This window comes from Chryseobacterium taichungense, from assembly GCF_900109935.1.
Taxonomy (GTDB): Bacteria; Bacteroidota; Bacteroidia; order Flavobacteriales; family Weeksellaceae; genus Chryseobacterium; species Chryseobacterium taichungense.
This window is the reverse complement of the sequence record NZ_FOBV01000018.1, coordinates 1-6,350: the sequence shown is the minus strand read 5'-3', so window position 1 is coordinate 6,350 and position 6,350 is coordinate 1. Positions and strand designations below refer to the sequence as shown.

Here is a 6,350-nt window from a genome sequence, read left to right as displayed (position 1 = left end):
GGCATAGGCACATTTGCCTATTGGTATGCAAGCAGTGGAGATATTGCCTTTGCGCTTGAAAGAATGGTGACGGTAATGGTAACGGCCTGCCCGCACGCATTGGGCGTGGCTATCCCGTTGGTAGTCGCCATTTCCACAACGCTTTCGGCGACCAATGGCCTGCTCATCCGCAACCGTACGGCATTTGAAACCACCCGAAAACTTTCCACTGTCATTTTTGATAAGACCGGAACGCTCACCAAAGGTTCCCATGCCGTAGAAAAGGTTATACCGTTAACAGACGAATATAATGCCGATGAGATTATCCAGTATGCTGCCGCAGTACAGCAAAATTCGGAACACCATATCGCCAAAGGCATTATGGCTACATTGAAAGAAAAGAGCCTTGCCTTATGGAAGTCTGAAAACTTCAGCTATATGCAGGGCATAGGTGTTAAAGGTGTTGTGAACGGGAAAAATGTCGTAGCTGGCGGCCCGAATTATTTCACCGAAAACCACCTTTCCCTGCCTGAAATTCCAAACGAAATCAATCAAGAGGCCGAAACGGTCAACTTTGTCCTCATTGATGACCGGGTAATCGGCATCATTACTTTGGCAGACAGCATCCGTGAGGGTTCGGCACAGGCGATTGAGGAACTCAAAAAAATGGGCATCAAGTCCTTTCTGCTCACCGGGGACAACGACAGGATTGCTGCTGCCGTAGCCGGAAAATTGGGTATGGACGGGTATTTGGCTAATGTGCTTCCGCACAACAAGCAGGAGAAAGTAAAGGAGTTTCAGGCAAAAGGCGAAATCGTAGCAATGACTGGTGATGGTGTAAATGATGCACCTGCACTGGCACAGGCAGATGTGGGCATTGCCGTGGGTTCCGGTACGGACGTGGCTGCCGAAACAGCGGATATCATATTGGTAGACAGCGACCCGAGGGATGTGGTCAAACTGATTGACTTCGGCAAACTTACCTACAAAAAGATGGTACAGAACTTGATATGGGCGGTTGGCTACAACGTGGTGGCAATACCGCTTGCGGCAGGCGTACTCTATCCGAATTTTGTTTTAAGTCCCGCTATGGGTGCTGTGCTGATGAGTGTAAGCACCGTTGTAGTGGCTATTAACGCAAGTTTTTTAAAAATCAAAAAATAAATAAAAATGAAAAATCTAACATTATCAATCATTGCTGTTATCATGGCATTTGTAACAGTATCATGCAATCAGGCATCCAACAAAAACGAGCAGTCTTCAAGTGATACTGCTGTTGTATCACAAGAACAGTCAGCTTCCCAACCAAAAGAGGATGATACGGTAGCTGCGCCCGTTGTGAGTGAAACTCCGAGCGGTCAGGAAGCAAAAGCAACAGGAAAAGAAGAAGCAAAAAACTTTTCTATTGCGCCCATAGTTACCGATTATCTGTCCTTAAAGAACGCCCTTGTTTCGGACGATGACAAAGCTGCCGCCAGTTCAGGGAAAAAGCTGTTAGCTACCCTGAATAAAGTGGACATGAAAGCCGTTCCTGCCGATAAGCACAAAAAGTACATGGACATAGCGGACGATGCTAAAGAACACGCAGAACATATCGGGGAAAATGTCGGCAACATCCACCACCAGCGGGAACATTTGGCCTCGCTTGGCGAAGATTTGAAAGACCTGATTGATTTGTTCGGTACATCGCAAACATTGTATCAGGACCATTGCCCGATGTTCAATGACGGTAAGGGTGCTGTTTGGTTCAGCGAAAACAAGGAAATCAAAAACCCTTACTACGGTTCTAAAATGCTGACCTGCGGTAAGGTGGAAAAAACAATTAACAGCAAATAAAATTCAGGGTTATGGAAAATATGCAAAACAGTCACCATGCGGGTCATTCCTCGGAGCATGGCACGCACAATACAAAACATGCTTCGGCCATGTACAAACGCTTTGCGGTGATGGCTGTCGCAATGTTCGCAGTGATGTATTTTATCATGTACGCCATGATTGACGGGTGGCAGAACCTGATACCCAATATCAACAATTTGTACATGACCCTGCTGATGACCTCGGCAATGCTGCTTATCGAATTAGCGATAATGAAAGTAATGTACCCCAACAGGAAGATGAATTGGGCGATAGCCATCATCTCGGTTGCTGTTGGCATCTTTTCATGGTTTGGTATCAGGGAACAAATCAATGTCGGGGACAAGCAGTTTGCAAAGGGTATGATACCCCATCACGCAGCAGCCATATTGATGTCCGAAAAGGCACACCTGACCGACCCGGAACTGATAGAGCTGCAAAAAAATATACTTAAAACCCAAGCGGAAGAAATTGAACTAATGAAGCGCAAGCTAAAAGAGTTTGAAGAAAGTAAATAATAAAATTTAAAAAAACAAGTTTGGACATGAACAAAATAATAATTGGCTTTATTTCCTTATTAACCCTGCTATTCACCGCTTGCGGTCAGGCGGGGTCAAATAAGGATGAAGCGGAACAGCAGCATTCGCAGGCAACTCCGGAAAGCAACGGACATACTACCCAAATAGGTGAATTGGTTCCATCGGATGAAGTCTGCATGGTCAACGATGCCTATATCGGCAAAAAGCAGTTTGAAGTAAAATTTGATGGTAAAACCTATTACGGATGTTGCGAAATGTGTAAGGAACGTATTCCAAAAGATGCGACCGTGCGGATGGCGATAGACCCCTATTCCCATAAGCAGGTAGACAAAGCTAATGCGGTGATTGCTGTGACAGGAAATAACGGTGAAGTTTCTTATTTTGAAAACAAGGAGAATTATGCCAAGTATGTGAAAAAACAGTAGACACAAAAAGATGAAGCCACAATAAAATAATTATGACCATAAAGAAGAAAATCATATTGGGGTTGGCTGTCGTCCTGATTGCCATACAGTTCTTTCAGCCCTTACGGAACCAGGCGGTTGAAGTGCCAGCCACCCATATCGAAAGGGTGTACGCCGTACCCCAAAATGTAAAGGCTATCCTTGTTCAGTCCTGTTATGACTGCCATAGCAACAATACCCATTATCCGTGGTACAGCCGTATCCAGCCCGGCGCATGGTACATGGCAGAGCATATAAAAAAGGGGAAAGAGGAACTCAACTTTAGCGAATTTGGCGACTATTCTGTCCGCAGGCAGCGAAACAAGTTCAGGGCTATGGCCGGGCAGGTTAAGGACGGGGAAATGCCGTTGTCATCATACACACTAATTCATCGCAATGCAGTATTGTCACCGGAGGATAAGCAGGTTTTGATAGCGTGGTTTAGCACAATGGAAGACAGCATTAAATAAAATTTTTCAAATCATGAACAGATATAATAAAATACCTATAAGAATTTTGCAAACAGTGCTGATACTGCTTTGCACGCAAACGCTGTTTGCACAGAGAGTGGTGCATTACGAGCTGTATGTAAAAGATACGCTGGTCAACTATGCAGGTAAGCAAAAAAGGGCAATTGCCGTAAACGGGCAAATCCCCATGCCCACCCTTACCTTTACCGAGGGCGACACTGCCGAAATAGTGGTGCACAACCAATTGAAAGAAAGCACATCACTTCACTGGCATGGTGTGTTCCTGCCCAATAAAGAAGACGGTGTGCCCTGGCTTACACAAAAACCCATCGCACCGGGCACAACCTACACCTACCGTTTTCCGATTATCCAGCATGGTACGCACTGGTACCATTCCCACTCAGGATTGCAGGAGCAGATTGGCATGTACGGAAGTTTTATCATGAAGAAAAGAAGCGATGATAAGACATTCAGAAAAGGAATTGACGATTTGCCGACCGTTCCAATTATATTAAGTGAGTGGACAAATCTTAACCCCGATAATATCAACCGTATGCTACACAATGCAAATGATTGGGCGGCCATTAAGAAAGGCGCAACACAATCATATGTTGAAGCTATTAAGGAGGGAAAATTAGGGGTAAAGGTAAAAAACGAGTGGAAGCGGATGCTGGCGATGGATGTCAGTGACGTTTACTATGATAAAATCCTAATAAATGGTAGCCATAGCACCGATTTGAAAACAATTGATGGTAAAAAGCTAAAAGCAGGCGACAAAGTCAGATTGCGTGTTTCCAATGGAGGGGCGTCTTCATATTTCTGGCTACGGTATGCTGGAGGAAAAATTACAGTAGTAGCGAATGATGGGAATGATGTTGAGCCTGTAGAGGTGGACAGGTTAATCATTGCCGTTTCTGAAACTTACGATATTGTAGTGACTATCCCTCAAGATGGTTTGGCTTACGAGTTCTTAGCAACAACCGAAGACAGGACACAATCTGCGAGTTACTTTATAGGTGATGGGGTCAAACAGCTTATTTCTCCACTCCCTCGATTGAAGTATTTCGAGGGGATGAAGATGATGAACGATATGATGAAAATGAATGGCGATTTGAACGATATGGGCATGAAGATGAGCCTTAACCAAATGGACATGAATGTAGTGATGTATCCCGAAATTACCGGAGATGCAACAAAAAAAGCAGACCACAGTAAGCATGAGGGTATGGATATGGATAACGACGCTAACCGTTACAACGCTAATGCCTTGGGAGACATCAAAACATTAAATTATGCTATGTTGCAATCACCTTATAACACCTCTCTTCCAAATGATGCGCCTGTAAAAGAGTTGAAATTCACACTTACTGGCAACATGAACCGCTATATATGGAGCATGGATAATAAAATACTTTCGGAAACTGACAAAATACCTGTAAAAAAAGGAGAAATTCTACGGATTACCATTTATAATAATTCAATGATGCGGCATCCAATGCATCTTCACGGATTTGATTTCAGGGTGATAAACGGAAAAGGCGAAAAATCGCCGCTTAAAAATGTGTTGGATATCATGCCTATGGAAACAGATACCATTGAGTTTTTAGCAAATGAGGAAGGTGATTGGTTCTTTCATTGCCATATATTATATCACATGATGGCGGGAATGAACAGGGTCTTTGAAGTTGGAGACTACAATAACCCCTATCTACCCGACAAGGCAAAAGCCTATAAAGAATTGCAAAGAGAAAGTAATATGCCTCATTTTATGGCACAAAACGATTTTGCAACCAATGGTAATGATGGAGAAGCTATGCTAATGAATGCACGCTACCAATTAGGAACAGAATGGCGTTTAGGCTATAATAGTATGCACGGTTATGAAGTAGAAACCCATTTAGGTAGATACATTGGAAAGATGCAATGGTTCATGCCCTTTGTAGGTTTTGATTACCGCTACCGTAAAATGGGAGAAGATGAACACGAAAAGAACATATTTGGACAAACCAACAAGAAAGACACCCGCAGGGCGTTCAGTTTAGGGTTTATGTATACGTTACCTATGCTGGTCAATTTTCAGGCAGAAGTATATAATGATGGAATTGTGAGATTGCAGTTAATGCGTGAAGATATACCAATTTCAAAAAGACTAAGAGGTGGTTTTATGGTGAATACCGACTTAGAGTATATGGGAGAACTTAGGTATATCATTAATAAGAATATAGGTATACGTACCCACTATGATAGCGATATGGGCTTTGGTGTGGGGCTGGCATTGACTTATTAAAATTAAATAACTAAGGGTTGTAAACTGCATAACCGTAAAAAACTATCGGTAAAAAAAGGAGGTGATGCAGGTGTAATTCGCAAAGACTAACCTGCATCATACTACAACCCTTTAAAGTATGCAACAAAAATCTATCTATCGTTCCATCATCAATACGGTAGAGGTTGAATTTTTTTAAGCAGTAATTGCATCATAAGCTAATACGAACAGTGTTAGCTTTTCTGTATTAACCAATAATATATTACATCAAAATGAAGCGAATGGATAAATTTTACAATGAAACATATCTTAAATTGGAAACTGCAATCCAGGAACTGGAGATTGAAACCGACTGCCCCATAAAAAGAATTGAAGCCGTTATACACCATATCATACAAAGCCTTGCCGACTTAAAGGACTTTGTCCTGAAAAATGACTTTAAAAATATGGAAGAAGAAATCCATTTTTTCAAGTATCAGAAACCTGTTATTGTTTCAAAGCTCATCTACTACAATGCCATCTATAAAATCGAAACAAGAAGACCCTACGGGAACAAGCGTACCAAGAAATATTTTACCAAAGAACTGAAAAAGCTAAAAAGGTTCTTTGAAAACAACCTTGATTTTTACAAGTATTACCGCAGCAATAATTCTTTCGTTGACGAAAAATTCTTTGTGCGTGGCAAGCACGATATAAGGCTGTGGTTAGACACATTTTATTTTGAAGCAGACCATCGTTTTTCTACTTCACACGATTATAAGGTTGCCAAGATTATTGCCAATGACCTGATACAAGTTTA

7 protein-coding genes are annotated in these 6,350 nt (G+C 42.2%); all 7 read left to right on the top strand.

Annotated features, from left to right (window positions below; genetic code table 11):
- Window positions 1–1,143, top strand: a 1,143-nt coding sequence (locus BMW64_RS20145; protein WP_143052746.1) for a heavy metal translocating P-type ATPase, incomplete at its 5' end; no start/stop codon positions are given.
- Between the two features lie 6 nt (window positions 1,144–1,149).
- On the top strand, window positions 1,150–1,815 hold the full coding sequence (locus BMW64_RS20140) for a DUF3347 domain-containing protein (protein ID WP_002993266.1): 666 nt from the start codon (window positions 1,150–1,152) through the stop codon (window positions 1,813–1,815).
- An 11-nt stretch (window positions 1,816–1,826) separates the two neighbouring features.
- A complete protein-coding gene (locus BMW64_RS20135) occupies window positions 1,827–2,351 on the top strand; it encodes a DUF305 domain-containing protein (RefSeq protein ID WP_002993268.1) in 525 nt (174 codons plus the stop codon).
- A gap of 26 nt (window positions 2,352–2,377) precedes the next feature.
- Window positions 2,378–2,797, top strand: coding sequence for a hypothetical protein (locus tag BMW64_RS20130; protein ID WP_070566707.1), 420 nt, complete (start codon window positions 2,378–2,380; stop codon window positions 2,795–2,797).
- A gap of 32 nt (window positions 2,798–2,829) precedes the next feature.
- Window positions 2,830–3,285, top strand: coding sequence for a heme-binding domain-containing protein (locus BMW64_RS20125; protein WP_070566710.1), 456 nt, complete (start codon window positions 2,830–2,832; stop codon window positions 3,283–3,285).
- A gap of 13 nt (window positions 3,286–3,298) precedes the next feature.
- On the top strand, window positions 3,299–5,572 hold the full coding sequence (locus BMW64_RS20120) for a multicopper oxidase family protein (protein WP_090002468.1): 2,274 nt from the start codon (window positions 3,299–3,301) through the stop codon (window positions 5,570–5,572).
- Window positions 5,573–5,832: 260 nt separating this feature from the next.
- Window positions 5,833–6,350 (top strand): RteC domain-containing protein (locus tag BMW64_RS20115; protein ID WP_177175338.1); only part of this gene is annotated, 518 nt, incomplete at its 3' end.

Excerpts from the sequence above, each read along its gene's own strand:
- BMW64_RS20125 (WP_070566710.1), top strand. The coding sequence starts at position 2,830 with ATGACCATAAAGAAGAAAATCATATTGGGGTTGGCTGTCGTCCTGATT.
- BMW64_RS20140 (WP_002993266.1), top strand. The coding sequence starts at position 1,150 with ATGAAAAATCTAACATTATCAATCATTGCTGTTATCATGGCATTTGTA.
- BMW64_RS20120 (WP_090002468.1), top strand. The coding sequence starts at position 3,299 with ATGAACAGATATAATAAAATACCTATAAGAATTTTGCAAACAGTGCTG.
- BMW64_RS20130 (WP_070566707.1), top strand. The coding sequence starts at position 2,378 with ATGAACAAAATAATAATTGGCTTTATTTCCTTATTAACCCTGCTATTC.
- BMW64_RS20135 (WP_002993268.1), top strand. The coding sequence starts at position 1,827 with ATGGAAAATATGCAAAACAGTCACCATGCGGGTCATTCCTCGGAGCAT.